At 66.9% G+C, this 25,079-nt stretch carries 20 protein-coding genes, 1 tRNA gene and 3 pseudogenes; 9 read left to right on the forward strand and 15 right to left on the reverse strand.

Going from position 1 to position 25,079, the window contains the following annotated elements; all coding sequences use genetic code 11:
- From LPN01_RS09810 to LPN01_RS09820, 3 genes are read right to left on the reverse strand one after another with little or no spacing between them, the layout of a single operon-like run.
- Positions 1–348, reverse strand: coding sequence for a hypothetical protein (locus LPN01_RS09810; protein WP_262828216.1), 348 nt, complete (start codon positions 346–348; stop codon positions 1–3).
- Positions 349–351: 3 nt separating this feature from the next.
- Positions 352–603: a hypothetical protein gene (locus LPN01_RS09815; protein WP_262828217.1), complete on the reverse strand. Its 252-nt coding sequence runs from the start codon at positions 601–603 to the stop codon at positions 352–354.
- 32 nt (positions 604–635) lie between these two features.
- The gene (locus LPN01_RS09820; protein ID WP_262828218.1) at positions 636–851 is read right to left on the reverse strand and encodes a hypothetical protein; all 216 of its coding nucleotides are present in this window, start codon (positions 849–851) and stop codon (positions 636–638) included.
- 106 nt (positions 852–957) lie between these two features.
- Here LPN01_RS09820 and LPN01_RS09825 point away from each other — a divergent pair, with 106 nt between their 5' ends.
- Together LPN01_RS09825 and LPN01_RS09830 are read left to right on the forward strand one after the other, a co-directional pair.
- Entirely contained in the window at positions 958–1,386 is a 429-nt protein-coding gene (locus tag LPN01_RS09825) for a hypothetical protein (protein WP_262828220.1), read from the forward strand.
- Entirely contained in the window at positions 1,353–1,910 is a 558-nt protein-coding gene (locus LPN01_RS09830; protein ID WP_262828221.1) for a hypothetical protein, read from the forward strand. Before LPN01_RS09825 ends, LPN01_RS09830 begins: the two co-directional genes overlap by 34 nt.
- A 308-nt stretch (positions 1,911–2,218) precedes the next feature.
- Here the strand turns inward: LPN01_RS09830 and LPN01_RS09835 are convergent, their stop codons facing one another.
- Positions 2,219–2,803 carry a hypothetical protein gene (locus LPN01_RS09835; RefSeq protein WP_262828222.1) on the reverse strand — a complete coding sequence of 195 codons (585 nt, stop codon included), beginning with the start codon at positions 2,801–2,803 and terminating at the stop codon, positions 2,219–2,221.
- A 413-nt stretch (positions 2,804–3,216) separates the two neighbouring features.
- Here LPN01_RS09835 and LPN01_RS09840 point away from each other — a divergent pair.
- A tRNA-Val gene (locus LPN01_RS09840) sits at positions 3,217–3,324 on the forward strand.
- A gap of 183 nt (positions 3,325–3,507) precedes the next feature.
- Here the strand turns inward: LPN01_RS09840 and LPN01_RS19145 are convergent.
- The 4 genes and pseudogenes from LPN01_RS19145 to LPN01_RS09855 all read right to left on the reverse strand — a co-directional run.
- Positions 3,508–3,816 (reverse strand): annotated as a pseudogene (locus LPN01_RS19145) (DUF2939 domain-containing protein); the annotation flags it as partial.
- A gap of 93 nt (positions 3,817–3,909) precedes the next feature.
- Positions 3,910–5,202 (reverse strand): AAA family ATPase, encoded by a 1,293-nt coding sequence (locus LPN01_RS09845; protein WP_262828223.1) that lies wholly within the window; start codon positions 5,200–5,202, stop codon positions 3,910–3,912.
- A 1,352-nt stretch (positions 5,203–6,554) separates the two neighbouring features.
- Positions 6,555–6,947 (reverse strand): response regulator, encoded by a 393-nt coding sequence (locus LPN01_RS09850; RefSeq protein WP_262828224.1) that lies wholly within the window; start codon positions 6,945–6,947, stop codon positions 6,555–6,557.
- Entirely contained in the window at positions 6,944–8,512 is a 1,569-nt protein-coding gene (locus LPN01_RS09855; RefSeq protein ID WP_262828225.1) for a sensor histidine kinase, read from the reverse strand. Before LPN01_RS09855 ends, LPN01_RS09850 begins: the two co-directional genes overlap by 4 nt.
- A 212-nt stretch (positions 8,513–8,724) precedes the next feature.
- Between LPN01_RS09855 and LPN01_RS09860 the strand changes: the two are divergent.
- A pseudogene (locus LPN01_RS09860) lies at positions 8,725–11,058 on the forward strand (GH92 family glycosyl hydrolase); the annotation flags it as partial.
- Positions 11,059–11,131: 73 nt separating this feature from the next.
- Here the strand turns inward: LPN01_RS09860 and LPN01_RS09865 are convergent.
- Positions 11,132–11,470 (reverse strand): hypothetical protein, encoded by a 339-nt coding sequence (locus LPN01_RS09865; protein WP_262828226.1) that lies wholly within the window; start codon positions 11,468–11,470, stop codon positions 11,132–11,134.
- Between the two features lie 49 nt (positions 11,471–11,519).
- Positions 11,520–11,882, reverse strand: a complete 363-nt coding sequence (locus LPN01_RS09870; RefSeq protein WP_262828227.1) for a hypothetical protein — start codon at positions 11,880–11,882, stop codon at positions 11,520–11,522.
- 277 nt (positions 11,883–12,159) lie between these two features.
- On the opposite strand from LPN01_RS09870, the gene rsgA reads away from it, so the two are divergent.
- Positions 12,160–13,194, forward strand: a complete 1,035-nt coding sequence (gene rsgA, locus LPN01_RS09875; RefSeq protein WP_262828228.1) for a ribosome small subunit-dependent GTPase A — start codon at positions 12,160–12,162, stop codon at positions 13,192–13,194.
- Between the two features lie 114 nt (positions 13,195–13,308).
- Here the strand turns inward: rsgA and LPN01_RS09880 are convergent, their stop codons facing one another.
- A complete protein-coding gene (locus LPN01_RS09880) occupies positions 13,309–14,013 on the reverse strand; it encodes a PEPxxWA-CTERM sorting domain-containing protein (RefSeq protein WP_262828229.1) in 705 nt (234 codons plus the stop codon).
- Between the two features lie 262 nt (positions 14,014–14,275).
- On the opposite strand from LPN01_RS09880, the gene LPN01_RS09885 reads away from it, so the two are divergent.
- Together LPN01_RS09885 and LPN01_RS09890 are read left to right on the forward strand one after the other, a co-directional pair.
- Positions 14,276–15,796 carry an ATPase domain-containing protein gene (locus LPN01_RS09885; RefSeq protein ID WP_262828230.1) on the forward strand — a complete coding sequence of 507 codons (1,521 nt, stop codon included), beginning with the start codon at positions 14,276–14,278 and terminating at the stop codon, positions 15,794–15,796.
- Entirely contained in the window at positions 15,796–17,775 is a 1,980-nt protein-coding gene (locus LPN01_RS09890; RefSeq protein WP_262828231.1) for a PAS domain-containing hybrid sensor histidine kinase/response regulator, read from the forward strand. Before LPN01_RS09885 ends, LPN01_RS09890 begins: the two co-directional genes overlap by 1 nt.
- A 202-nt stretch (positions 17,776–17,977) precedes the next feature.
- Here LPN01_RS09890 and LPN01_RS09895 read toward each other — a convergent pair whose 3' ends face one another.
- Positions 17,978–18,979, reverse strand: a complete 1,002-nt coding sequence (locus LPN01_RS09895; protein WP_262828232.1) for an inorganic phosphate transporter — start codon at positions 18,977–18,979, stop codon at positions 17,978–17,980.
- Positions 18,980–18,982: 3 nt separating this feature from the next.
- Positions 18,983–19,639: pseudogene (locus tag LPN01_RS09900) on the reverse strand (DUF47 domain-containing protein); the annotation flags it as partial.
- A 235-nt stretch (positions 19,640–19,874) separates the two neighbouring features.
- Here LPN01_RS09900 and LPN01_RS09905 point away from each other — a divergent pair.
- Positions 19,875–20,435 (forward strand): biliverdin-producing heme oxygenase, encoded by a 561-nt coding sequence (locus LPN01_RS09905; RefSeq protein WP_262828233.1) that lies wholly within the window; start codon positions 19,875–19,877, stop codon positions 20,433–20,435.
- Here LPN01_RS09905 and LPN01_RS09910 read toward each other — a convergent pair.
- Positions 20,387–21,472, reverse strand: coding sequence for a sensor domain-containing diguanylate cyclase (locus LPN01_RS09910; RefSeq protein WP_262828234.1), 1,086 nt, complete (start codon positions 21,470–21,472; stop codon positions 20,387–20,389). The genes LPN01_RS09905 and LPN01_RS09910 overlap by 49 nt on opposite strands.
- Before the next feature lie 179 nt (positions 21,473–21,651).
- Entirely contained in the window at positions 21,652–23,796 is a 2,145-nt protein-coding gene (locus tag LPN01_RS09915) for a histidine kinase dimerization/phosphoacceptor domain -containing protein (RefSeq protein WP_262828235.1), read from the reverse strand.
- 198 nt (positions 23,797–23,994) lie between these two features.
- Between LPN01_RS09915 and LPN01_RS09920 the strand changes: the two genes are divergently transcribed.
- Complete coding sequence (locus LPN01_RS09920) at positions 23,995–24,780, forward strand: metallophosphoesterase family protein (protein WP_262828236.1); 786 nt, start codon at positions 23,995–23,997, stop codon at positions 24,778–24,780.
- Positions 24,781–25,079 lie beyond the last annotated feature (299 nt).

Here is a 25,079-nt window from a genome sequence, read left to right on the forward strand (position 1 = left end):
TCAACCGCGAGCGGCACGGATCATCCGCTTCCGCTCGCGGTCATCGGCGTTGAGGAACGGCAGCAGCGGCACGCCGGCGGGCACCTTCAGCTCGGTCTTCCACCGCGGAACGACGCGCGCGCCCTTCGCACCGCATCCACGCGCGCCGGCCGCGCCGCGGCACCGGAACATGGTGCCGAGCTCCTCGATGTAGATATGGCTCCTGATCTCCCGACCGGCCGGCGTCTTCATCCCGAGGAAGTCGGTCGGGTGCCGGTAGATTACGCGCGCGCAGCGCAGGCACGCGATCTCCAGGATCAGCCCGCGTTTCGCCGCGTCGCCCAAGGTCAGGACGTAGATGCGCCCCATCGATCAAAAGACCGGTTCCCACGGGTCGCGGGCGCCCAGCTTTCGCTCGTCGACGTTGAGGTATTTCGCCAGGTAGAGCCGATCGTCGTCAGCGAGGCGCTTGGGCGAACCGCGGGTGACTAACTGGTGCAGGTAGGCGGCATTCCGGCCGATGAGGGCGGACAGGTTGGCGAGACTCTCGCCGCGCGCAGCGGCCAGCTGACGCAGGTTTTCGCGGGGTGACATTGGCGGCTCCGATTCGATCAGCGCCGACAATGTTCCACATTTGTTCTAGTTGGATCAACCGCCTATTCGGGTTTCGGATCGCCCGCTACCGCATCCTCGCCGAACGCCTCGACCGCGCAGATGATCGTCGTGAGGTCGTCGGCGAACAACCTGCTCTCCTCGTCGACCGGCTCGCCGTCGTTGAAGGTGTCGCGGAACCGGCGAAGGCGGTCGAGGGCGGTGGTCAGCTGGTCCATGCCGGCAGGCTGCGGCGGCCGGTCGATTCGCGCAAGGCGCACGACGGTGAGCCAGAGGTAGGCTATGGACAGATTTGCTACAGCAGGTGCTATCGTGGCGGCGTGACTTCGCGAATCAACCGCTCAGACGCCTTTGCGCGGAGACTTGATGTTTCCGCAGGCTAATTCTGCCGCAGAATGGCTCGTCCTTGCCGCGTCATGCGAAGCGGCGGCGAGGCTATGTGAAAAAGACCCCGCCGCGGCCGCGCGCGCCTGGAACGAGTGCGGCTTTGCCGTTGAATGCGCGGTGAAAGCGGTGATTATGCGGAAGGAGGGTCTGAACGCTTGGCCATCGCGATCTCAGCGTCCGGATTTATGGCATCACGATCTGCGCGGCTTATTTGCCATAGCTGGAATAGCAATATCCGAAACTGACCCCGTGGCGCCTGCGGTGATGACCATGTGGGACTGGAATCGATCGCATTCGTACAGCTTCACGCCGATCCCGCGCGCGGTGATCAAAGGCTATATTGCAGCCGCGTTTGGGGATATGGGAGTAGTGCCATGGCTAAAAGCAACCTATCTGCCGCACGTATAGCTGCTGGGCGAGATTTCCTCACCGCGTTGAGGCGGCTTGGCCTCCGGCCGGAGGGCCTGTTCTGGGCTGTTGATCACAGCATAAGCGAGCAGGTGCTAGTTCTGATAACAGGAATGTACGATCACGCCGGTCCCCTCGCTCTGAACAAAAAGCTATTTGAGGCTTATAACTTAGCCGCAACTCCTCGGGAGATCAGCCCATTCATCGTCCGGACTCATAGCCCACGCGAGGACATAGCGAAACACCTCCGAGCATTTGAGTTAACGCACAAGAACCATGTAATCCAAATCGGGTTAGATGATGATAGAGATTCGATTTCAAGTTGGTCATTGTCGGCAACCGCAGAGAATCCAAATACGCTGGATACCGGATTTTTTAAGCTGGATAGTATCGAAATAAGGGGGACGGATATGTCTCTTCTGCTGGACGGATTTTATCTACTCGACGTAGCGGTAAAATCTACAGCTGACCGCATTGCTGAATGGTCGAGGTTTACCCGGCGAGTGAATGCGCTAGCCGCTTAGTATCGGCGTCGAACCGGACAAAACGTCGCGCCTTTCCGATACAGCAGCCGACTGAAAACGACCCTCCTCATCGCTGCGGCGATGAGGAGGGCGATGGCGGGACCGAAAGCCCCTGGTCCGGCAGACCCGTAACAGAACCTGCCTTGGATCACCGTCCACCACTTATTGAGGCGCTGCCACGCAATCTGCTTCGTCGATCGGCGCCGAAGCTTAGACTAAACGGGCTTGTCGACTATCGCGGGGAAGTCAGGCCATGACCACGATATCACTCCTTGCCGTTCGCGTTGCGTGCAAGAAGGACGCGGAAATTACATATGGGCCGGCAGCGTTTTCGCCTCCTCAAGCCAATGATGAGTCTTCAGGCAAACCCGTACTGCGACGTTAATCGGCGTGCTCGGATCATTATCGATATTATCAGTGGTCGATACGGGGAGCCTCGAAGGTGGACTATACCAACGGCCTTTGTTCCTTACTGGTTTAAGAAAAGAACTTTGCGGCGTTATTAACAGGGGCATGCCTTGGCGTTCGGAGAATGCCTTTAATTCAGGATTCACTGCCATCCGTGAGGAAGGAACTGGACCAGAAAACTGGATCGGGTGAAGGTCAGCATGACCTACGCCGATGCCATGCTCTTCCGCGCCACGTGCGGCATAAGCATATGCGAGAATAGGATCTTTCCTCATCTCGTTTTTAAGCCGGTTGGTAAACGCCCAGGATTTTGGCTCCCCTTGTGACGCAGCGCGTAATTTATTGAAAATCGTCACATACGCGTTGATGACCGCCACCCAGTGTTTCACTACTGCCTCGTGAGATCCAGCCGACTGCATTGCTAGCATGTGCGTGCGCATATCGATGTGAAGCTTTTCGCACTCTTGAAGGCCGTCAGATCTCATGTCGCTCGTCCAATTGCCGGCCAGAGCCGGTAAGCCCCCGTAGCTTGGTTTCGCCGGCGTTGTGTCATACTTCGTTCGCTGACTTCGAGGCAATGGTCCGTTTCGGCCTCGGCGGGCGCGAAGCGTCAAACCAACGATCTCGGTGAACTGATGGACGCGAAATCGGCTTGTGAGCACGTCATATAGGTCATGCGTCATCGCTAGCCGCTCGACGCATTCAAGCAGTCGTGGCGCAATACGACCTGTCCAATCCTGATCGGCTGACCTGTCGATAACCCCGCTCTTTTCAGTTCGGGAATAGTGCGGGACTCGTGGGTCCAGCCGTTTCCTTTTTGGTCCGCTGGCTTCCGTGAAACGGACGCTTGCCCTGAGCAAAAACGACGGTAATACGCGGGTCTCCCGAGAGGGGGCGCTTAGCTCAGTTGGTAGAGCATCTCGTTTACACCGAGAGGGCCGCCCCAGTAGAGCTAAGCCGGTTGCTTTAGGATTTCAGCGGGTATTTCGATCCGCACTAGACGCCAAGTGAACAGGCCGCGGCGGTCCAGCACGAAGGTGAGCTTACGATCCGTGGGCGCCTTGTCGTTCTTAATTCCGACGCCGAACCGGTCCAGGCCGCGATAGCCGTAAACGTAGGAAACAGGCGGCGTGTCCCCGGCCGGCTTTGACTGCTTCGAAATCTTGCCTTGCGTCGCCATCGTGGCGATCGCGTCGGGCGTGACGAAGCCCTCGACCATATTGTTGATGATGGTCGGCATCAGCATCATGCCTAGGCCGGCGAACGGGTTGTTCTTGAGGTTCGCGTCGTCATTCATCTTTTGGGTGATTATAACGGTTAGCTGCGATTTGAGGCTCGCGCGTACCGCCGGAAAGTCAACTCGTTGCTCGAGGCCATCGGTATCGCCGCTGGCCGCTGCGATGCGCAGTTGCCGGGCTGCCCAATATGGGGAGGCAACATAGGCCCCCACAAACACTGCCACTGCCGCCGCGGCAGCCCATATCCATCGTCTCTGCATTCCGCCCCCAGCTGAACGCCCCTCCGCTGGAATTGGCAGGCGCCCGCCCTGTTCGTAAAGCGACGCTGCGCGATGGTCTACTGCCCTCGGAAGTCAGCGCCTCAATCGGACATAAGCACGCAGAACCGGATTGACCCATTCGTAAGCACCATGAATGTCTGGATCGCGAACAAGAGCCGGGCCGAATTTCTTATCGATCAATCTGGGAACCAGCTGGTCGATATGATCGATCTCGAACTCAGTTGCCAACGGACGGATTTCCCGTAGAGCGACGCGTTGAACATCGTCGTTGTACTTAGCCACGTCAGTTGTCTGCTCCGCCAGAATAGTCAGCAATAACCGTCGAGGTTCTGACTGACCCACAGCACGCAGATATGCGCTCTCTAAGGTTGGGAATGCACTGCCTGATCGGATATCTTCCAGTACATCTTCAAAGACCCTTGCGTCCACCCGAGGCGCTTGCGTTTCGTTAACACGATTTACACATGCCTTCCCCATTAATTGCGCCAGATAAGGGTAACCGTCCGACAGCTTCGTAATCTGCTCAACTACCTCCGCATCAAATTTCAGAGCGTCGCCAAAAAGCAGCGTTGCACGAGCAAATATCTCGCGTATTTCCCCATCGGCCATTGGCTTGATGTCGATCGCACCTTCCTCCAGAAGTCGCTCGACTGACTGATGGTCTTCTACCAATTCGACAAGATCGCGACCAATTCCGCAAATTGCGAATTTGACACGATCGCTGCTCATCGACTTGATGATCGATCCGATACCTGCCTTGTCTCGAACAACGTCAAATTCGTCGAGTAGGATGAGCACAGCATCCCGCTTATTGAACAGGCGGTTGTTTGCTTCGACAACCGAATCGACGAAGTTTCGGAATGTCTGGACTATATTGCCGGGAACGACCCTCGCATACTTCGAGGCGTCTGTACCCTTGCCGCCCCACTTTACGACTTTCAAATCTAGCCCAATTGAATCTTCATCGGATCGTGAAAATTCGACCAGTTCCTTCCCATTGTCAGGAACTAAGCGAAGCAAACCATCTTCCGGATGCTGATCATTACACAACCGAGTCAGTAGCGCGTTAGCGTCCTCAATCATTGCGTCGCACGTGTAGTACGCAGTATAATATCGACGAGGCCTTTTCGGGATTAGATGTTCAAGCCCCGCTTGCTTAGCTGTAGTGTAATCGCCGTTCGCCATATTTTGGATTTGCCGAAGCAACGACGACTTTCCCACCCCACGTCGACCGTAGACTGCAATCAGCCCTACGGGAGCATTGAGCGCTTTTACGCAATCCCGGATGATGTTTGTCCGACCTACAAAACGGCGAGAATCGCGAATCTCGGCAGACGTAAAACCAACCTCGACGTCGAAAAACATGCATCATCCCTTTTGGACAGGACGATTGCGTAGCAGTCTCGTCAACGGTCCGCTAGCGCCGACGACTCTCGCCTAGATTGAGGAAACTTGGTATCGCGCTGGTATCGCCAACGGCGAACTAGCCTTCTTGTTCAGGGCGCTGTCCAGTCCTCCCCGTCCGTTGAAACAACGGAACGGCGGTATGAGCCGCAACCGCACCGCAGAGTTCAGGGCTCTACCCAAGCCATATAAACGGAATTCGTTCGGCCGAGAGGATCGATCAGACCTGCGTTCCCAACACTGGGTCGATATACATCCGATCGGTGATCGGGATGATACTTCCGCCGATAAGGTTCGCCTCGCGCCGTGCCGAATTTGCAGGCAGTTTGGAGAGCCTCTTCAAGCGCTAGCCCGTCGGATCGGCTGAGGCGATCTGCCAGAACGACCATGTGGTCAAAGGTCGCCCTGTAGTACGTTCCTGACATCCTAGCAGATATCGACTGCGCCGTGAAGCCAATTAGAAAGTGCTGGCAGTAGCGCGATGACGCGATCGCCCAGACCGTGTTCAAGCACCTGTCGATAGTCTGCTGTCGGATCATCGCGCCCACCCATTGAACAAGGGTTCATGTTGGCGGGGAGTGTCTCCGGGCACAAGGGATATGGCCCCGGCCCTGTAAGTCATTGATCTACAATGACACGTTCCGACCACATAAAGCGTCAACTGCCATTGAAAACAAACGACATTACGGCTCCACGGCTAAAGGGCAGGGTGGTCAGACCTGGGCCTTCAGGAATGTACGCTTACGCCCAATTCCCTTCACCCGCTCCAGCCGCCGCCTGAATGCATGGAAAACGACGCAGCGCGGGCTAGACAGACGTGTACCTGCCCCCTCCAGACGGGTTGTGCCCGCTTACGCCACGGAGTGGGTCGAGGCGCGGCAGGCCCGTATCCGGCACAGGATACGTCCGTCACCGCTGCAATATCGATGGCATCGTATGATGCTCGCGTTCGGCGGGACAGTCCCACCGACGCGCGACGCGCCGGCATTCGCCCGGCCATCGGATCGGACGCAAACAGAGGGCAGGCGGAGCGAGCGTTGTACGCTCGCATGCAGGATGAGGATGCGCTGTTCGGACGCACGGGGCGGGCGTAGCGGCCCAGACATCCAGCGGTGCGACCGGCCGTGCGAAGCGCTGGGCCAGCGCCCCCGGGGTTTCGGTCGCGGCGATGGGCCATCCTCCGGCCCGACCTGAGCGGGCCCGGGATGGCCGGGAACACCGCCACCGGGCGGCACCGGTCGTTCGTCGAACGGTGGCGCCCGACGGGTGCCATGGCGCGGCGGAAGCCTGCCACCCCCGCACGTCGATCGGCTCTAGCGATTGTCGTCGGTCGCCCCGTCCGCGGCCAGCACCGCGATCAGCCCCGCGATCAGTTGCGGCGCGGTCGTCGGCTTGCGGAGGTGGGGGGCGTGACCGAAGGCGCTGACGAATTCCGCCTTCTCGTACCCGCTGGAAAACAGGAACGGCACGCCGGTGTCCGCCAGCCGCTGGGCGACCGGGGTGATCCGTTCGCCGCCCAGGTTGACGTCCAGCACCGCCGCATCGATGGCGGGATCGGCATCGACGATCCGGAGCGCATCGGCGACGGTGCCGACGACGCCCGCGACCGTGCCGCCGCTGGCCTCGATGGCGCGGCGCACCTGCCGTGCGATCAGATATTCGTCCTCGACGATCAGGATGCGCTTGCCGTGCAGGTCCCGCGTCACGGCATCGATCCCGCGGTCGAGACGGGCAGCGTGATCGTGCAGTGGACGCCGTCGTCGCCGAGCGCGAAGCGGGTCGTCGCGCCGAGCTGATAGGGCAGGGCGTGCTCGATCAGCTCGCGGCCCTGGCCGCTGGTGCCGCCCCCGGCCTGCGACGGCGCCATGGTGACTCCATGCTCGCGCCAGTCGACGGTCAGGCGCTGGCCCTTCCCGCCGCCGAGATCGTCCTCCAGCCACCAGCGGATCGTCAGATACCCTTTTTCGGTCCCCAGCGCGCCGTATTTCACCGCATTGGTCACCAGTTCGTGGATCGCCAGCGCCAGCGTCTGCACGCTGCTCGATCGCAGCGGCACGTCGTCGGGCCCGGCGAGGCGGACACGGTCGGTTTCCTCTGGCAAGGCACCGAACGCCGCGAGTTCGCCGCGGATGAGTTCCGGGAACGCGACGCGCTCGCGGCCCTGCACCTGCGACAACAGACCCTCCGCGCGCGACAGGGCGGCGATCCGGTCGCGAATCTTGTCGGTGAAGGTGGCGAAATCGGTCGCCGTCTCGAGCGTGTTCTCGACGATCGCCTGGGTGATGCCCATCAGGTTGCGGGTCCGGTGCTGCAATTCCCCGACCAGCACCGTCAGGCGTTCGGACGACGCGCGATCGGCGGTGATGTCGCGGATGATCCCGCCGAGGCGACGGATCACGCCGTCTTTGTCGCGCATCGGAAACGCGGTGATCCTGACCCACAGGATCGCGCCGTCGCGCGGCCGGCGCGCGCGGCAGTCATGCGCGGTCGGGTGCCCCTCGCGTGCCTGGCGCAGCGTTTCCCAGGCGGCGGGGAAATCCTCCGGCAGGATCATGTCGAGCAGGTTGACGGCCTCGCCGCCGGGGCCGAGCACCTCGAGCTGGCTGCCGAGCGACGGGCTGATGAACTCGAATGCCCCGGTCGCGACGTTGCGGATCCACAGCACGTCCGAAGAGGCCGCGGCGAAATGCTGGAACCGGGCCTCGCTGGCGCGCAACGCATTCTCGACCCGCCGCCGTTCGGTCGTTTCCTCGATGATCGCGCCCAGGCCCAGGATGCGGCCGTCCGCCTCGATCGGAAAGAAATGCTCGACCCAGCTGCGCTGCGCGTCGCGGTCGGCGGGGGTCGCGCCATAGACCTCGACGTTCATCCACGGCACGCCGGTGTCGAGCACCTCCTGCCAGCGCGCGACGATGGCATCGAGGTCCTCGATATCCGGCAGGATCTCTGCGGGATGGCGACCGACATGGTCCTCGGCCGGGATGCCGTTCATGTCCGCCAGCGTCTGGTTGATGCGCAGGAACCGGAGGTTGCGATCCCATACCGCCAGCCCGAGCGGCGCGGTGCGGAACAGGGCGTCGAGAACCGCGGCGGGGGCGGGGGTCGCGGGATCGTCCGTCCGCACGGGGTGCGCGCCGGCGCGCCCGTGCCCGGTCCTGCCAGCGACCGCCGCATCGATCGCCGTGCGAAGGTCTTCCGGCCATGCGTCGCGCGGACCGAGCGGGGTGGCGGCCCAGTCGAACGCCGCCGCGCTTTGGTCGGTGCGGGGCAAGGTACCGCCTGTCGATGCCATCTCCACCACCCGTTGCGCCGCAATGGCGTCTCTCCGGCGGCGTTGCTGCCGCGTCGCGGACGGGACGGCAATAGGGAAGTTGGGAGGCGCCGGGCGCGCCCGGCCGGAATGGGGACGATTGCCGGCGCGCCGGCATCCGGGGCACGATGCCGTGAACGTGCCGCGCGACGGGGGTTTCGTCGGGCGATCGCAGATGCTTAGATCGCCCGATGCGTATCCTTCTCCTGTCCGCCCTGCTGCTCTCGGGCGCCGCGGTCGCCCGGACGGCGTCGCCGCCGCCCCCGATCGATGTCGTCGATCCGATGATCGGCACCGGTGGCGAGGGGCACACCTTCCCGGGCGCGACCGCACCGTTCGGGATGGTGCAGCTGTCGCCGGATACCGACACGCGCTGCATCCTGCGCGCGTGCTACGGCCATGCCGCGGGCTATCGCTACGAGGATCCGACGATCCAGGGGTTCAGCCACACGCATTTTTCGGGCGCCGGTCATTCGGATCTCGGCGACGTGCTGGTGATGCCGCAGGTCGGCGAGGACGTGCGGCTCGATCCGGGCGATCCGCAGCGGCCGGGATCGGGCTATCGTTCGCGCTTCGCCCATGCGTCGGAGGTCGCGCGACCGGGCTATTATGCCGTGACGCTGACCGATACCGGCGTGCGCGCCGAAATGACCGCGGGGACGCGCATCGGTGTGCATCGCTATCGGTTTCCCGGGGGCCGCGCCGCGCATCTGGTCATCGACCTGCGATCGTCGCTCTACGACTATCCGGGCAAGATCCTCTGGTCGGGCCTGCATCTGCGCCCCGACGGCACGCTCACCGGTTTCCGCGAGACGCGCGGCTGGGCGCCCGGGCGCAAGCTGTATTTCGCCATGCGATTCTCCGCGCCGCCGTCCGGGCACGCCTTCGTCGATCGCGATGCGGCGGTGCCCTACAAGGGGTTCCAGGGACCCGGCCGCGGCAGCGACGCCGTCGCCGAGCGGCTCGGTCGCGCACTGGAGGCGCGGCTCGACTTCGGGCGGCTCGATCGCCCGCTGGAGGTGCGGGTGGCGCTGTCGGGCGTCGACGAGGCGCGGGCGATCGCCAACCTCGATGCGGAGCCGGGCGGGTTCGACGCGGTGCGGGCGCGGACCGCCGCCGCCTGGGCCCGGGCGCTCGGCGCGGTCGCGATCGAGGCGACGCCGGCGATGCGCACGACCGTCTACACCGCGCTCTACCACGCGCTGCTGGCGCCGAGCGTCTGGAGCGACGCCGACGGTCGCTATCGCGGACCCGACGATCAGGTGCACGTCGCGGCGGGATTCACCTTTCGCTCGACCTTTTCGCTGTGGGACACGTTTCGCGCCGAACATCCGCTGCTGACGCTGATCCAGCCCGAGCAGACCAGCGTCGACGTCGTCCGTTCGCTGATCGAGAGCCGCCGATACAGTCCGTTCGGCATCCTGCCGGTATGGCAGTTCGCCGGGCGCGAGACGTGGACGATGATCGGCTATCACGCCGCCCCGGTGATCGCCGACGCCTATCTGAAGGGCATACGCGGGTTCGATGCCGACGCCGCGCTCGACGCGATGGTCGCCAGCGCCGACTATGCACCCTACGGTGGCCTCGGCGACTATATCGCGCGCGGCTACGTCCCGATCGACCGGGAGCCGGAGGCGGCGTCGAAGACCGTCGAATATGCCTATGACGACTGGACGATCGCGCGCATGGCGCGGGCGATGGGGCGGACGGCGATCGCCGAGCGGTTCGAACGGCGTGCGGGCAACTGGCGCAACAGCTTCGATGCCAGGACCGGCTGGCTGCGCGCCCGCACCGCGTCAGGCGCGTTCCGCACGCCGTTCGATCCGACCGCGATCAACTATGGGTCGGACTATACGGAGGGCAATGCCTGGCAATACAGCTGGTTCATGCCACAGGACCAAGCGGGCCTGTTCCGTCTGCTCGGCGGCGATGCGAAGGCGATCGCAAAGCTCGACGCGATGTTCGACTATGACATGTCGACGCTCGACTACAGCCATGCCGAGGATATCGCCGGGCTGATCGGCCAGTACATCCATGGCAACGAACCCAGCCATCACGTCGCCTATCTGTACGATTATGCGGGCGCGCCGTGGCGCACGCAGGAGCGGCTGACCCAGATCGTCGCCTCGCAATATCGCGCGACGCCCGACGGCCTCGCCGGCAACGACGACCTCGGCCAGATGTCGGCGTGGCTGGTGTTCACCGCGCTCGGCTTCTATCCGGTCGCGCCGGGATCGAACGAATATGTCATCGGCCGGCCATTCGTCGATCGCGCGACGCTGACCCTGCCGGGGGGCAAGCGGTTCACCGTCGTCGCCGACGGCCTGTCCGCGACCAACCGCTACATCGCTGCGGTCACGCTGAACGGCACGCCGCTCGAGCGGAGCTTCGTGCGCGATGCCGAATTGCGCGCGGGCGGCGAACTGCGCTTCGCGATGGCGGCGCGGCCGAACCGCCGATGGGCCACCGGGCCCGCCGCGCGGCCGTTTTCCCTGTCGTCGCAGTGAGGGCGGCGCGGACTCGGCGATCCGCGATCCGCCTCGCCGTCATCACGGCGGTATCGCGCTTGCGAACCGGCGGTCAGCGCTGCTTGCGCGCCATGGTGGCGGTGAAGTCCGGTTCCTTGTTGGCGACCCAGTCGACGAACTTGCGCACGTTGGGGTGGGCGAGCAGGCCGTCGACGTCCATGCCGTGGCGTTGCAGCTCGGAATTGGTGAAATTGGCGGTCAGCGTCTGCTGACAGACCGGATGCATCGGCACCACGTCGCGCCCGCCCCGGCTCTTGGGCACGGGATGGTGCCAGACGATGGTCTTGCCCGTCGGTCGCGAACACAGCCAGCATGCCGGCGCGGCCGGCGGCGCGTCGTCTTCGCCGGCCGCATCCGGATAGGGGCCATGCTTCGAATGCTTGCGTGCCATGCCTCTGCCCGATGTCCCGATCCCGTGCGCCGTCCCGATCGGTGACGCGTCAGCCCTGATAGCGCAAGGTGTTCGCGAAGCCATCGTCGCCCTTGGCGAGGCGCGCGACCTTTCTCAGCGTGGCGCGGACATGCCGGTCCACCCGCCGGTCGTCGTGGACCCCGGCGATCCGATAGTCGTCCTGCGCCAGCAGCGTCTTGATGCGGGCCGCGAACGTCGCCCGGTCACCGGCGTGATCGCCGGCGTGCAGGGCACGGCAGGCCCATTCCTCGGCCGCCGCCGCGTCATAATCGTCCTGCGCCGCATAGCCGCGCCGGTCCGCCGCCGCCTGGTCCAGCCGTGCGGCGGCGATCCTGCGGTCCAGCCACAGGCGGACGCGCGCCTCGTCCCAAACCGCCGTCGTGCCCGCCATACCGTCCCGATCCCGTTCTGGTGCCTAGTCCCCGGCGTCCGATCCGTGTAGCCGGGTCGGAAGGGCCGAAGGTCTGGCATGTCGCCAGGACCGGTATCCCAATTGTGGAGCGACCGACATCCCACGCAAACCGAATTACGACTTCGAGCGCCGCGAGCGCGAGAAGAACAAGGCGGCCGAGGCCGCGAAAAAGGCACAGGCCAAGGCGGAGAAGCGCGGTGCCGGGGTGCAGGCGCCGGACGCGGACCCCGCGGACGGGGCATAGGGCCCGGACGCGATGAGCGATGCCGCAACCCGAGTCCTTGCCGACCTGGGCTGGAAACCCGTCTTTGCCCGGCAGGTCACGAGCGGTGAGGCGCGGGATGGTCTGCCCGTCCGGGTCCTGTCGGTCCACCGCGGGCGGGTGACCGTCGCCGGCGCGGACGGGGAGGAATCGATCCCGTCCCGGATGCCCGCGGCCGGAACCGCCGACGATCGGCCGACCGTCGGCGACTGGCTGATGATCGATCGCACCACGCGCGGCGTGATCCGCATCCTCGACCGGACCAGCCTGTTCAAGCGGCCCGCTCCCGGCGACGATCGCCGGGTCCAGCTGATCGCCGCGAACGTCGACACGCTGTTCATCGTCACCTCCTGCAACGCGGATTTCAACGTCGCGCGGGTCGAACGCTATCTCGTGCTGGCGCGCGAGGTCGGGGTGCGCCCGGTCGTGGTGCTGACCAAGACCGATCTGGCGGCGGATCCGGCGGATTTCGCCGCGTCGGCGCGCGCGCTCCAGTCGGGATTGCGGGTGCATCAGGTCGATGCGCGCGACGCGACGCGCACCGCCTCGCTCGCGGACTATTGCGGCCGGGGCGAAACCGTCGCGCTGGTGGGATCGTCCGGCGTGGGCAAGTCGACGCTCGTCAATACGTTGCGCGGATCGGACGGCATCGCGACCCAGGCCGTGCGCGAGGACGACGGCAAGGGCCGGCACACGACGACGGTCCGCGAGATGCACCGGCTGACCGGTCGCATGGGCGAGGGCGGTTGGCTGGTCGACACGCCCGGCATGCGCGAATTGCAGATGTCCGAGGTCGCCGCCGGGGTGGCCGAGGTGTTCGACGACGTCACCGACGTGGCGCTCGCCTGTCGGTTTTCCAACTGCGGCCATGGCGACGAACCCGGCTGCGCGATCCAAGCGGCCATCGGCGCCGGGACGCTCGATCCGGACCGGTTCGACCGGTGGCGCAAGCTGGCGCGCGAGGATGTGGAAAACAGCGGTGCCGCCGCCGTCCGCCGGGCGCGGCCTGCAAAGGGGCATCGCCGATAGTCATCGATCGCGCGATGCGACGCCTGCGACGGATAAACGGGAAGCAAGGCTGTTCGTGCGACGGCGCCCGCCGCTTCCCTTGGGGGAAGCGACGAACGCCGGCACGATCGAACGTCAGCCGAAGCGGACGCGCGTCGCCACCCGGCTCCTGTTGCGGCGGGCGGCATAGCCGACGGACGCCATGCCGAGGATCATCATCGCCCAGGTCGCGGGCTCGGGCACGGCGGGGCCGATCGGCTGCGGCGCCAGCACGTTGAACGACGTTCCGTTGCTGACGGTCGCATTGCCCGTCTGCGGCGCGAAGTTGATCGCGTTGGTGCGGAAGATGTAGGTCGTGCTGTTTTCCGAACCGGTCAGGCCGTTGAGGCCGAAATCGACCCGCATCACCGAGCCGTCGTTGGAACGGCCGACGCGCGTCGTCGAGCCGCTGGGCGTGCCATCCGCGAGCGTCGGGTTGTTGACCGTCGCAAACGGGCCGGCGCCGTCGAAATCGGTGCCGTCGGTGAAGGCATCGACCAGATAGCCGGCGAACGAGCTGACGTTCAGTGCGTCGATCTCGGCGGTGCCGCCGGTGCGGAACACCTGGAAATAGAAATCCAGCGTGCCGAAGGTGTTGCGATAGACCGCTTCGGCGACGGTGCCGCTGATCGTCGCTGCGGTGCCCGATTGCGTCGTCGACGACAGCAGCGTCCCGCGGGTCGTGGTATCGAGCGGCGTGAACACCATGCCGGTCTGGCCGGGCAGGATCACGGTCGCGGCTGCCGGAGTCGCGGCCATCGCTGCCGGAACGAGTGCCAGTCCCAAAATCAGTGTCTTCATGGTCATCCTCACCTGTTTGCCTCCGACTCGACGTCGGTATCGCCACCCCGGCAACAGGGTTAACACGGCGTTAAGAATGCGAAAGATCTTTCCTTCGACACGATCGAAGCGGGGGAGTCCGGAAACGGCACAGTTGCGATCGGTTGCGCCGCGACCCGAATCCTGTTCAATGAGCGGCTAGCGGTGGGCCGACATTGTCCCTAGACCAGCGGCTCGCGCACGATTTTTTCAGCCCGCGCGTGAGCCAAGCAGGAACGACGGCGTGCCGCAGCAAGCAACATCATCTTCGCCGGCCTCGACCGGTGTCGTCGGGCTCGACACCGTTCTGGGCGGCGGCGTCACGCCCGAACGGCTGTATCTGGTCGAGGGGACGCCGGGCACCGGCAAGACGACGCTCGGGCTGGGCTTCCTGCTGGCGGGGGTCGCGCTGCGCGAGGTCGGCCTGTACGTCACGCTGGCGGAGACCGAGGTCGAGTTGCGCGCGGTCGCGGCGACGCACGGCTGGTCGCTCGATCCGATCACGATCTTCGAGATGGTGCCCGCCGACGGCCTGTCGGACGAGCACGAGCAGACGCTGCTGCATCCCAGCGAGGTCGAGCTCGGCGAGACGGTGCGTGCGATCATGGCGCGCGTCGACGAGCTGCGCCCGGCGCGGGTGGTGATCGACAGCCTGTCCGAACTGCGGCTGCTGGCGCAGAACCCGGTGCGGTACCGGCGCCAGATCCTGGCGCTGAAGCATTTCTTCGCGACGCGGCACTGCACCGTACTGGTGCTCGACGACAAGAGCGCGTCCGGCGGCGACCTGCAATTGCACAGCATCGCGCATGGCGTGCTGTCGCTGGAACAGACGCTGTCGGGCTTCGGCGCACAGCGGCGACGGCTGCACGTCGTCAAGATGCGCGGCATGCGCTACAGCGGCGGCTATCACGATTTCGAGATCGAGCGCGGCGGACTGAACGTCTTTCCGCGGCTGGTCGCGGCGGAGCATGGCGTAGTGCCGGAGATGCCGTTCGTCTCGACCGGCCTCGCGGGCTTCGACGCGTTGCTCGGCGGCGGACTGGTGCCGGGCACCGCGACGCTGCTGACCGGTCCGGCCGGCGTCGGCAAGACCACCGCGACGGTCCAGTGCATGACGGCGGCGCTGCGTCGCGGCGAGCATGTCGCCTATTTCCTGTTCGACGAACGCGCGCCCACATTGCTGTCGCGGTCGCGGGCGCTGGGAATGGACCTGCAACCCTATATCGACACGGGGCAGCTCAACCTGCGCGCGATCGACCCCGCCGAACTGTCGCCCGGCGAATTCGCCGCCACCGTCCGCGCGTCGGTGGAAAAGGATGCGGCGCGGATGATCGCGATCGACAGCCTGAACGCCTATCTGCAATCCATGCCGAGCGAGCAGTTCCTCGTGCTGCAGATGCATGAGATGCTGACCTACCTGGGCCAGCGCGGCGTGGTGACGATGCTGATCCTGGGGATGCATGGCATCATGGGGGACGTCCGCGCCGACGTCGACCTCAGCTACCTCGCCGATACCGCGGTGCAGCTGCGCTATTTCGAGGCGTTCGGCGCGGTGCGACAGGCGATATCGGTCATCAAGACGCGGACCGCGCAGCACGAGCGGACGATCCGCGAATTCAGCGTCGGCCCCGGCGGGATCATGCTCGGCGAACCGCTCCAGCATTTCCAGGGGATCCTGACCGGCGTTCCGACCTTCTCGGGCGAGGGCAAGACGCTCCTCGCCGCCACCGCGGGACAGGACGACCCCGGGACGCCGCACGCCTGATGGACGAACGCGTCCTGATCCTCGCGCCCCGCGGCCGCGACGCCAGCGTCGCCGCCGACCTGCTGCAACGTGGCGGCCTGATCGCGACAGTCGTCGCCGACCTCGATGCGCTGGTCGCCGGCGTGTGCGAAGGTGCCGCCACCGTCCTCATCACCGAAGAGGCGCTGGCGGCGTCCGACCGGACCGCCCTGGCAGACTGGATCGCGACGCAGCCGACCTGGTCCGACCTGCCCTTCGTCGTGCTGGCGAACGGCACGCGGGCACCGCGGTCGGAAAAGGCGGCGGAACGGATCGCCGACCTCGGCAACGTCGTGCTGCTGGAACGGCCGCTGCATGCCGAGGCGATGCTCGGCGCGGTGCGGTCCGCGATCAAGGCGCGCCGCCGGCAATATGAGGTCCGCTCCGCCGCGGCGACGCTGGAAACCGCGGTGCGGCAACGTACCGCGGAGCTCGAGGCGGCGCGCTCCAGCCTCGAATTCGCGCTCGATGCGGCGGGCATGGGCAGCTGGGACCTCGATCTGGCGACGGGCGAGATCGGCCGGAGCATGCGCCACGACGAGATCTTCGGCTATGCCGAACCGCAGCCCGACTGGTCGATCGCGCGCCTGCTGACCCATGTCGAGCCGGCCGAGCGGGCGCGGATCGCGGCGGCGTTCGACGAGGCGCCGGCGACGGGCACGCTCGACATCGAATGTGCGATCCGCGGCGCCGACGGCAGCCGCCGCTGGATCACCAAGAAGGGCCGGATCCGCAACGATGCCGAGGGCCGGCCGGTGCGCCTGACCGGCGTGGTGACCGACGTCACCACCCGCAAGGAGGCCGACGCGCAACTCGCGCAGGCGCAGAAGATGGATGCGATCGGCCAGCTGACCGGGGGCGTCGCGCACGATTTCAACAATCTGCTAACGCCGATCGTCGGCAGCCTCGACCTGCTGCGGCGGCGGCACAAGGACGACGAGCGGACGCAGCGGATGGTCGGCGGGGCGTTGCAGGCCGCCGAGCGCGCCGCGACATTGACCCAGCGGCTGCTCGCCTTCGCGCGCCGTCAGGCGCTCCAGCCGCGCCCCGTCGACATCGGCGCGCTGATCGACGGCATCGTCGACCTGATCCGCCGCTCGCTCGGCCCCACCATCCGGACGGCGCTGGAAATTCCGTCCGGACTGCCGTCGGCGATGGTCGACCCCAACCAGCTCGAACTGGCGCTGCTCAACCTCGCGATCAATGCGCGCGACGCGATGCCGGGCGGCGGCACGCTGACCATCACGGTATCGAACGCGACGGTCGAACCGCGCAACGCGCTGGAACTGGCGCCGGGCGACTATGTCCGGATCCTGGCGAGCGACACCGGGATCGGCATGGACAAGGCGACGCTGGCGCGCGCGACCGAACCGTTCTTCTCGACCAAGGGCGTCGGCAAGGGCACCGGCCTCGGCCTGTCGATGATCCACGGCCTTGCCGCGCAATCGGGGGGCACGCTGACGCTGGCCAGCGAGTCCGGGCGGGGCACCAGCATCGCGCTGTGGCTGCCGGCGACCGCGGAACGGCCCGCCGCCGCCGCCGATCGCCCCGCGGAGCCGTTGCCCGCGCGTCGCGCCGCGCGGGTGCTGCTGGTCGACGACGAGGATATCGTGCGCAACGCCACGGCCGAGATGCTGCGCGACATCGGCTATCACGTCGTCGAGGTGCCGTCGGGCAGCCAGGCGCTGGCCGCGGTGCGGGCGGGCGCGGAGATCGATGTCGTCGTCACCGACTATATGATGCCCGGGATGAGCGGTGCCGCGCTGATCGCGGAATTGCGCGGCCTCGAACGACGGCTGCCGGCGCTGCTCATCACCGGCTATGCGTCGACCGGCGACGACGTGCCCGACGACGTGCCGCGGCTGTCCAAGCCGTTTCGACAGGTGGACCTCGCCGCCAAGGTCGACGAGCTGTTGTACCGGCCGGACCGCGGACCCGGGCGGCTGCGCGTCGTCGCCTGACCGGTCACCCCCGCCGCATCAGAAGCCGGTGCGGATCACCCGCCACCATCGCCGGATACGCGCCGCGATCGTCTCGCGCCGCGGCTCGGCCGGCGGGCGCGGCGGTGGCGTTGGCCTGCGGTTGCGGCCCGGTGTGGAGCGTCTCGCCATGGCCCCCCATCGCAGACCGCGGGTGGCCCCGCGATGAACCCCGCGCCCGGCGTCAGGCGGACATGAACGCCGCCAGCTCGTAGAAGGCGGCGCCGATCAGCCCCGCCGCGGGCAGCGTGACGACCCAGGCGACGACGATGCGGCTGGCGATGTTCCAGCGCACCGCGCTCAGCCGGCGGGCGGAGCCGACACCGACGATCGCGCCGGTGATCGTATGCGTCGACGACACGGGAATACCGCCCATCGTCGCCATGAACAACGTGATCGCCCCGCCGGTTTCGGCGCAGAAGCCCTGCGCCGGGGTCAGCCGCGTGATCTTCGATCCCATCGTGTGGACGATCTTCCATCCGCCCGACATCGTGCCCAGCGCCATCGCCGCCTGGCACGACAGCACCACCCAGAAGGGGACGTGGAACTCGCCGCCCAGCATGCCCTGCGAATAGAGCAGGACGGTGATGATCCCCATCGTCTTCTGTGCGTCGTTGCCGCCATGGCCGAGGCTGTACAGCGCGGCCGACACCAGCTGCAATTTGCGGAAGCGCTTGTCGACGCCCATCGGCGTCAGCTTGAGCGAGCTCCACGCGACGACCAGCACCAATAGCAGCGCGAGGACCAGCCCGACCGTCGGCGACAGGAAGATCGCCGCCACCGTCTTGCCGACCCCGACCCAGACGACGCTGGAGAATCCCGCCTTGGAGATGCCGGCACCGAGCAGTCCGCCGATCAGCGCGTGGCTGGAGCTGGACGGGATGCCGTAGCGCCAGGTGATGACGTTCCACACGATCGCGCCCATCAGCGCGCCGAAGATCACCTGCGGATCGATGATCTGCGCATCGACGATGCCCTTGCCCACGGTCTGCGCGACATGGAGCCCGAACACCGCGAATGCGATGAAGTTGAAGAAGGCGGCCCACAGCACCGCGTGATGCGGCTTGAGGACGCGCGTCGAGACCACCGTCGCGATCGAATTGGCGGCGTCGTGCAGGCCGTTCAGGAAATCGAACAGCAGCGCCACGCCGATCAGGGCGACCAGCAGCGTGAAGGAGATGGTCATGGTCTAGGCGTGATCGATCACGAGACCCTGGATCTCGTTGGCGATGTCCTCGAACCGGTCGGCGATGCGTTCCAGATGGCTGTAGATCTCGCGCTCGACGATGAACTTCATCGGCTGGTCGTTGCCGCAGGCCTTGAACAGCGCCCTGAGGCCGGTGGCATGGAATTCGTCCGCCTCGCCCTCCAGCTGGACCAGCCGCGCGGTCAGTTCGTGCAGGCGGCCGGCGTTCGCGTCGAGCTTGCGCAGCAGCGGGATCGCCTCCGCGGTGACGCGCGCCGCCTCGACCACCAGCTGCACCATGTCGCGCATCGCGGGCGCGAACTCGGTCACCTCGTACAGCGCGATGGTCGTCGCGGTCTGGTTCATCTGGTCGATCGAATCGTCCATCACCCCGATCAGGTCGGTGATCGCCGAGCGGTCGAACGGCGTGACGAAGACGCGGCGCACGTCCTGGAGGACCGCGCGGGTGATATCGTCGGCCTCATGCTCGCGATCGACGATCTCGGCGATATGCTGCGCGATCGCGCCGTCGCCGCTGAACAGCTTCTGCAAGGCGTCGGCGCCCGCGACCAGCGTGGCGGCATGCGCCTCGAACTGATCGAAGAAACGACCTTGCTTCGGCATCAGCGCCTGGAACCAGGCAACCATAAGAGACCTTTCGATAATGGCGCGGCGCGCATGGGGCCCGGCGGACCGGCGTGCAAGCCGATTCTGCCGGTAGCGCCGTACCGGGACGGATCGGAGGCGCCGGGGTTGGCGCCGCGATCCGGGAAGACGATGGCGGACACGCATGACGATAGCATGACTCAGGGGCGAAACGACATCGCCGAATGCAACCGGCGGCGGCGCCCCCGCACGGGTCGACAGCGGCGCGCGGGCAGGGCAGGGGAGGTGCATGTCGTTCGTCCAGATGCTGCGTGCCGCCACCGCCGTCGACCACCAGCGCGTGGACGACCGCTTCGGTGGATTCACGCTGGACGATGCCGACGATTACCGCCGATTCCTGCTGGCGCACGGCCGCGCGTTGCCCGCGGTCGAGGCGGTGTTGGCGCAGGCCGGCGACGAGGAGGCATTGCCCTCGTGGCGGCCGCGGACGGCGCTGCTCGCCGCGGATCTGGCGGCATTGGGGCAGCCGCTGCCGGTGCCGCTCGCATTCGAGGCGCGGGGGCCGGCGCGCTGGGGTGCGCTCTACGTGATCGAGGGGTCGCGGCTCGGCGGACAGCTGCTCGCGCGCGCGGTGCCGGCCGGCCTGCCCGCCAGCTATCTGGCGGCGCGGCACGCGGCGGGGGAGTGGCGGGCGCTGCTCGCCGCGCTCGATGTGCGGGCCGCGGCGGGCGGGGCGGAGTGGGCGGCGGCGGCGCTGGCGGGCGCGCAGGCGACCTTCGCGCTCTACGGCCGTGCCGCGGATCAGGACGCGATGGCGACCCGGTCCTTGCCGTCGCGTTTGGCCGAATAGAGCGCGGCGTCGGCCTGACGCATCGCCGCCGCCGGATCGCCGCCCAGCACCGCGACGCCGGCGGAAAAGGTGAGGCGCCCGATGCCTTCGCCCGATGCCTGATTGACCAGCGTGCGCCGTGCGAGCGTGGCGCGCACGTCGTCGAGCAGCGCGCGGGCATGGTCGGGCGCGCTATCCTCGAACAGGCAGGCGAATTCCTCGCCGCCGTGGCGTGCCACCAGAACCCCGACGCCGAGTTCGGCGGTGAGGTGGCGCGCGATCAGCTTCAGCACCCGATCGCCGGTGTCGTGGCCGTGGCGGTCGTTGATCGCCTTGAAATCGTCGATGTCGCACAGCGCGACGCTATGCGGAGGGTCGTCGGCTGCCACCGCCAGCGCCTGCAACCGCGTATCGAAGCAGCGACGGTTGGGCAGGCCGGTGAGGTGGTCCTCCGACGCAGCGCGTTGCGCCGCCTGCAAATGCCCACGCAGGCGTTCGGTTTCGCCATGCGTCTGTTGCAGGCGGTCGGCGAGTTGCTGCGCCCGGGCGATGGCCGCGGAGGTCAGCGACAGCAGCCGCTCGACGGTGCCCCCCGGATCGCGCGCGGCGGCGTCGACCTCGGCGGTGAGTGCGCTTTCATAGTCGCGCACCGACGTATGGCTCTGGCGAAAGGCGAGTTCCGATTCGGCGAGCCGCGCCGCCAGCGCGTCGGCGAGCCGGGCGATGCGATCGGGATGGAGCGCATCGCCCGGCCGCACCGCGGCGAAGGCTTCGAGGTCGGACGCGGTGATGCCATCGTGCCGTGCGAGATGGTCGTCGATCGCTCGCGACAGGCCGACGTCCTCGCCCAGCAGATGGGCGCGGACGATGCGGAAATGATCGGGTGTCGGTGACAGATCGTGGGCGTCGAGGAACGCGCCGACATCCCCATAGAGGCGGCGGTCGGCGTCGCGGCGCGCGACGGTCGCGGGGGCGTCGGACGGGCGATGGAGCCACGACGACAGCCGGCCGATCCGCGACGCGCGCGGCGGGCCGGCGGAGGGCAAGGCGGCGGTCAACGCCCGACCGCCGCGGTCGCGAGCGACGCACCGGCAAACCCGGCCACGCCAGTGTTGGAACAGACTTTCATCGCCGACGTCCTGCTGACCGATCAACCGGCGACGGGTCTACGCCATGCGCATGAACTATTCGTTAGGCCCGTTCCGGTTGCGTCACGACCGCCGTCACGGCGCGCGGGTCATACCTCTGCGATCGGCACCGTCATGATCGCGCGCAGGCCGGGCTGGTTGTCGCCATATTCGATGTCGCCCGACAGGCGCTGGACCATCGCCTCCATCATCCGGCTGCCGAAGCCCCGGCCGTGCTCGGCCGCTGCGCCCCGGCCGCGGCCGTCGTCGGCGACGATCAGGCGCAGCTTCGCATTATGCTGTTCGAGCGTGATCGCGATCGGACCCGCGGCGCCGTCATAGGCATATTTCGTCGCGTTGATGACCAGTTCGGTGAGCACCAGCCCGATGTTCACCGCGCGGTCGGTCGGTACGAGGATCGGCGCGAGGTCGAGCGTCATGTGCCGGCCCCAGTCCTCGCCGAGCGACGTGCGCATGTCCGCGACGAGTTCGTCGACGTAGCGCGACAGGTCGACGCTTTCGACCTGGTCGTCGCGATACAGGCGGCGATGCACCAGCGCGACCGCGGCGAGCCTGGCCTGCGCCTCGGCGAGGTGGTCCGCCACGACCGGATTGTCGGCGCTCTTCGCCTGGAGGCGCAGGAACGAGGCGACGAGCTGGAGGCTGTTCTGGACGCGGTGGTTGACCTCCTTCATCAGAACGTCCTTCTGCGCGAGCAGCGCGTCCTTTTCGATCAGCGTCCGGCTGAGTTCCCGGTTAAGGATGCGGACCTGAAGATGCTGGCGCGCCTCCTGGAACCGGCGGCGCAGCCGGTGCGCGGCCTCGACCTGTTCCAGCGTCCAGTGGCGCGAGCGGCCGCGGACCGTTTCGGTATAGCCGGCGAAGGAAGCGCGCGGCGTCAGCGCCTCTCCCGGCGCGATCCCGACCGACTTGTGCGGATTGCCTGCCCATTCGATCTCCTCGATCCGTTCGGCGCGCAGCCAGATCAGCGTCGCGTCCTCCTCGATCAGGGGCAGCGCGAGCATGCCGCTGGCCAGCGCCGCCTGTGGCGCGGGCACCGGCATCAGCGTCGTCAGCGCCCGCGTCGCCAGCGGCTCGCTGCCGCGCTCGCGGACGAAGCGTGCGATCGCGACCAGCGTGGCGGCGTCGGGACAGCGGCCGGTCGCCTCGACGTGATCGCCGGCGACCAGCGCGAACCCGTCGGCATCGAGCATCTCGCGCAGTTCGTCGCGAACCGACAGCACCGCCTGACGCAGCGGCTCCTCGCTGTTGAGGCGCGGCACGACGCGATCCTCCGCCGCGCGCAGCGCCAGCCGCTCGCGATAGGCCGCGGCTTCTTCCTTGGCGCGGATCTGCCGGGCGAGGCCGCTGGCCAGCGTCGCCGCGGCGCCCCGGATGTCGGGCGGCAGCAGCCGCGGCTCGCGATGGTGGCAGGCGACGAGGCCCCACAACAGCCCGTCCTTGACGATCGAGATCGACGCCGACGCCGCGACGCCCATGTTGCGCAGATACTGGAGGTGGACGGGCGAAACGTGGCGCAGCGCGACGTCGCTGAGATCGCAGCCGGCGAACCCGGCCGGCCGCAGCGGTGCCGGCGCGTAGTCGATCGTCGGGATCGCGCGCGTGCGGTTGCGGATGTAGAGCGCACGCGCCTGTTTCGGGATGTCGGATGCGGGGAAATGGTGGTTGAGGAAGCTGCCGAGATCGGGATGGCGATCCTCGGCGACGACGCAGCCTGCATCGTCGTCGAGGAAGCGATAGATCATCACCCGGTCGAACCCGGTGAGCGTGCGGAACGCCACCGCGGCGCGCGCATAGAGCGTCGTCTTGTCGGCCGCGCGTTCGAACCCGCTCGCCACGGCATCGAGCCACGCGAGCGTGGTCGCGGCGGTCATCGGCTCGCCGGCCAGCGGCTCCAGCTCGACGATCAGGCGGTCGCCGGCGCGGTGCAGCGTCGCGGTGAAGCGTTCGTCCTTCCCCCGCACCGGCGCGGGCGTGACGGCATTCGGACCGCCGGGCAGGGTGTTGAGCATATGCCCGACGTCCTGGCCCAGCACGTCGGCCAGCGGGCGCCCGAGCCATTCGTCGGCCAGTCGCGCCTCGAGCTCGCCGGCGCCCGCGATCACGCGGTGATCGCCCGACGCGTCCGCGACCAGCATCAGGCCGTGCGGCTGGATCGCGCCGGGAATATGGATCGGCTCGCGGTCGCAAACGGTCAGGTCGAGCGAGGGCTCGGTATGAATGGGGGTCGCCATCGTCACTCTTGATACGTGTCCCGGACAGCATGGCCGTCACGCCGGACCAATACAATCCGGGGTGCACTGATCTGGATCAATTTGTCGATCCCGTAACGACCGCCCGGGCGCTTTTTGCACGATGACCGGCCCGGCCGGTTGCCCATCCGGCGCGTCGCGCGTTAGCAGCCTTCACGCGACAACAGCGTTCGGGGGATCATGATACGATTGTTTCACGTCAGCGACGTCCATTTCGGGGCCGAGGATCCGGAGGCGATCGCCTGGTTCGGCGAACGCGTGACGGCCGAACGTCCCGATGCTGTGGTGATGACCGGCGACCTGACGATGCGGGCGACGCGGGGCGAATTCCAGCGCGGCGGCGACTGGCTGCGCAGCCTGGGGGTACCGGTGACGCTGGAGGTCGGCAACCACGACATCCCGTATTACTGGGACCCGTTCCGGCGCCTGCTTGCACCCTATCAGCGCTATGCGGCGGTCGAAAAGATGATCGAGGCGGAGCTGGACCTGTCCGGCGTGACGATCGTGCCGCTCAAGACCACCGCACGCGCGCAATGGCGATGGAACTGGTCGAAGGGGCGGGTGAGCCCCGGTTCGCTGCATCGCGCGCTGGCGATGATCGCGGCAGCGCCGAAGGGCAATCTGATCCTCGTCGCCGCGCACCATCCGCTGATCGAGGGGGGCACGAAGGGCACGGCGAGGACCCGCCACGGCGACAGCGCTCTGACCGCGCTGGCGCAGGCGGGCGCGCATGCGGTGCTGTCGGGGCACGTCCACGATCCGTTCGACGTGCCGGTCGAGCGCTGCGGGCGGACGGTGCGAATGATCGGTGCGGGAACGCTGTCGAAGCGCGTGCGCAACTCGCCGCCCGCGTTCAACGAGATCCGGATCGCCGGCGGCCGTTTCGAGACGATCGCGCGGACGATGGGCCACGACCCCGACCGGATCGTCAGCGAGGATGCCTCGCGGCCGCGCGCGACCGGATAGACGCGTTCCCCTGCGTCGCCGCTGTGCGTCGCGCGATACGCACGCAGAGCGCCGGCACGATTCCAACCATCGACGCGCCGACGACGATCGCATCCCGGGCGCGCGCCGGTCGCTGGCGGACGAGGCGCGCGGCGTCGGCATCCCCCCGCTCGGCCGTCGCGGGCCCAGCCTCTGCCCGGGCGCATGGATCACCGCACGCGCGGCGCTGACCACCATCTGGGAGCGGCAGCGATCGGTCGGCGCAGCCGGCGCCGGCTCTGGCGCCTCGCCGGCGATCGCATCCACCAACGAAAAACCGC

It is taken from the genome of Sphingomonas sp. A2-49 (genome assembly GCF_025548555.1).
Lineage (GTDB): Bacteria > Pseudomonadota > Alphaproteobacteria > Sphingomonadales > Sphingomonadaceae > Sphingomonas.

What these genes read in the sequence shown, in the direction of transcription:
- LPN01_RS09835 (WP_262828222.1), bottom strand. Translation starts at nt 2,803, where the DNA reads ATGAGATCTGACGGCCTTCAAGAGTGCGAAAAGCTTCACATCGATATG.
- LPN01_RS09845 (WP_262828223.1), bottom strand. Translation starts at nt 5,202, where the DNA reads ATGTTTTTCGACGTCGAGGTTGGTTTTACGTCTGCCGAGATTCGCGAT.
- rsgA (WP_262828228.1), top strand. Translation starts at nt 12,160, where the DNA reads ATGAGCGATGCCGCAACCCGAGTCCTTGCCGACCTGGGCTGGAAACCC.
- LPN01_RS09905 (WP_262828233.1), top strand. Translation starts at nt 19,875, where the DNA reads ATGTCGTTCGTCCAGATGCTGCGTGCCGCCACCGCCGTCGACCACCAG.
- LPN01_RS09810 (WP_262828216.1), bottom strand. Translation starts at nt 348, where the DNA reads ATGGGGCGCATCTACGTCCTGACCTTGGGCGACGCGGCGAAACGCGGG.
- LPN01_RS09865 (WP_262828226.1), bottom strand. Translation starts at nt 11,470, where the DNA reads ATGGCACGCAAGCATTCGAAGCATGGCCCCTATCCGGATGCGGCCGGC.
- LPN01_RS09830 (WP_262828221.1), top strand. Translation starts at nt 1,353, where the DNA reads ATGGCTAAAAGCAACCTATCTGCCGCACGTATAGCTGCTGGGCGAGAT.
- LPN01_RS09825 (WP_262828220.1), top strand. Translation starts at nt 958, where the DNA reads ATGTTTCCGCAGGCTAATTCTGCCGCAGAATGGCTCGTCCTTGCCGCG.
- LPN01_RS09870 (WP_262828227.1), bottom strand. Translation starts at nt 11,882, where the DNA reads ATGGCGGGCACGACGGCGGTTTGGGACGAGGCGCGCGTCCGCCTGTGG.
- LPN01_RS09920 (WP_262828236.1), top strand. Translation starts at nt 23,995, where the DNA reads ATGATACGATTGTTTCACGTCAGCGACGTCCATTTCGGGGCCGAGGAT.
- LPN01_RS09895 (WP_262828232.1), bottom strand. Translation starts at nt 18,979, where the DNA reads ATGACCATCTCCTTCACGCTGCTGGTCGCCCTGATCGGCGTGGCGCTG.
- LPN01_RS09915 (WP_262828235.1), bottom strand. Translation starts at nt 23,796, where the DNA reads ATGGCGACCCCCATTCATACCGAGCCCTCGCTCGACCTGACCGTTTGC.
- LPN01_RS09890 (WP_262828231.1), top strand. Translation starts at nt 15,796, where the DNA reads ATGGACGAACGCGTCCTGATCCTCGCGCCCCGCGGCCGCGACGCCAGC.
- LPN01_RS09880 (WP_262828229.1), bottom strand. Translation starts at nt 14,013, where the DNA reads ATGAAGACACTGATTTTGGGACTGGCACTCGTTCCGGCAGCGATGGCC.